The following is a 1,918-nucleotide window of genomic DNA, read 5'->3' on the forward strand; positions in this document are numbered from 1 at the left end:
CCGTCTTCGTCTGAAAGCCACTTATCTCCCCAGAGCGCAACGCTCATCAGAATGGGATAGAGCTCTAAGCCTTTGTCGGTTAAACGGTATTCGAATCGCTTTGCAGAGTCATCGTAAGGAACTTTGGTGAGTATGCCTTCATCAACGAGTCTTGTAAGTCGATCAGATAAGCGGTGTTTGGTGATGCCTAAGGCCTTTTGAAAATCTGAAAAACGCCTAACTCGACGGAAGCACTCGCGAATAATTAGCAGCGTCCAGCGGTCGCCAAAAATAGCTAGACCACGAGCCATAGAACAGTTTTGCGATTCGATGTCTTCCCACTTCATAGATGCTTCTCTTAGTGAAATCAGAGTATTAATTGTTCAATTTCGTAAATTATAGGTTGAAAAGTTCCATTTTAGAACCTATATTGTGAGTCAAGGTTCCAATATGGAACTACATGAAGGCTTATGCCTTGCAGTTGTAGACGCAGTATCAATATTACATTGCGCAAAGTTAGTGAAACTTATTGATTAAATGAGGTAGCTGCGATGAGTTTATTTAGTTTGATTTTGAGATTTTTTGATCAGGACTTTACCTTGAATGCATCGGATCTAGATCTCAATGAGCATGATATGGATGAATTGATGCTATAAGGTTAGATGTTTATGAGTTCAGTAGTTCGGGCGTACATACAACCCTGAGTGCGCCCGCTTTTTTATTTGTGTTCCCATCCTTCAACTATCTTCGTACTATTCTTTTCTTCCTAATCGTCTCTAAGCAAATTTTTATATGGCAAACCAAAAAGCACCGAAGAAGTCATTGAGTGTCTTACTTAAATTATGGGCCTTTATGCGTCCCTACAAGTGGACATTAGTTGGTGCCAGTATCGCGTTAATTTTTACCGCAGCGATTACCTTATCAATAGGGCAGGGTGTGCGCCTATTGGTCGATGATGGCTTGGTGGCTAACTCTCTAGATGGTTTGTCCGATACAGTGCAGCTTGTATTTTTGCTATCGCTATTGATGGCTGTTGGTACCTATGCGCGATTTTATTTGGTCTCTTGGTTAGGGGAGCGCGTGACAGCAGATTTGCGATCTGCTGTATTTTCACACTTAGTATCATTACATCCGTCCTATTTTGAAGAGAATCGTAGTGGCGAGATCATGTCTCGTCTCACGACTGATACCAGTTTGCTGCAAAATATTATTGGCTCTTCTTTTTCGATGGCGCTGCGCAGCGCACTCACTTTTGTTGGCTCACTTATTCTGTTGCTCTATACCAACTTGAAGTTGAGCTTGTTGGTGTTGGTTGGTGTGCCACTTGTTTTGCTACCTATTCTGATGTTTGGCAGACGTGTTCGAAAATTGTCGCGTGCTAGCCAAGATTCGATTGCAGACGTTGGCTCTTATGCAGGTGAGATTGTACGCAACATAAAAACGGTGCAGGGTTTTACGCGTGAAAATTATGAGCGTGCGGCCTTTGATAAAGAAGTCGAACTCGCTTTTTCCGTCGCGCGAAAACGTATTCGTCAGCGAGCGCTTCTGATTGCGACAGTGATACTGCTGGTGTTTGTAGCGATAAGTTCTCTGATATGGGTTGGCGGCAGTGACATGCTGGCCGGTGAGATGACCGGTGGTGAATTGGCAGCTTTTATTTTTTATGCCTTGATGATGGCCGGTGCTGTGGCGACGATCTCCGAGGTATATGGTGAATTGCAACGCGCCGTTGGTGCGACAGAGCGCCTTTTGGAGTTGCTGTCTGTGGAGACGCTTATTCCTTATCAGTCGGGTACTGATATGTTTCCGGCGAGTAATGCTTCAGTGATTCAATTTGATGGCGTTACTTTTTCATACCCCGCTAGACCTCAAGTAAAAGCTTTAGATAAAGTCAGCTTTAGTATTCGAGAAGGGGAGCGCGTGGCGCTAGTTGGGCCAT

Annotated in this window: 2 protein-coding genes; one reads left to right on the plus strand and one right to left on the minus strand. The window is 44.1% G+C overall.

All coding sequences use genetic code 11. The annotated features are described in order from the left end of the window. Window positions 1–326 (minus strand): helix-turn-helix domain-containing protein (locus A3739_RS12590; protein WP_197472295.1); only part of this gene is annotated, 326 nt, incomplete at its 3' end. Between the two features lie 445 nt (window positions 327–771). Between A3739_RS12590 and A3739_RS12595 the strand changes: the two genes are divergently transcribed. Beyond that, window positions 772–1,918 (plus strand): ABC transporter transmembrane domain-containing protein (locus A3739_RS12595; protein ID WP_255376778.1); only part of this gene is annotated, 1,147 nt, incomplete at its 3' end.

This window comes from Oleiphilus sp. HI0067 (assembly GCF_001635735.1).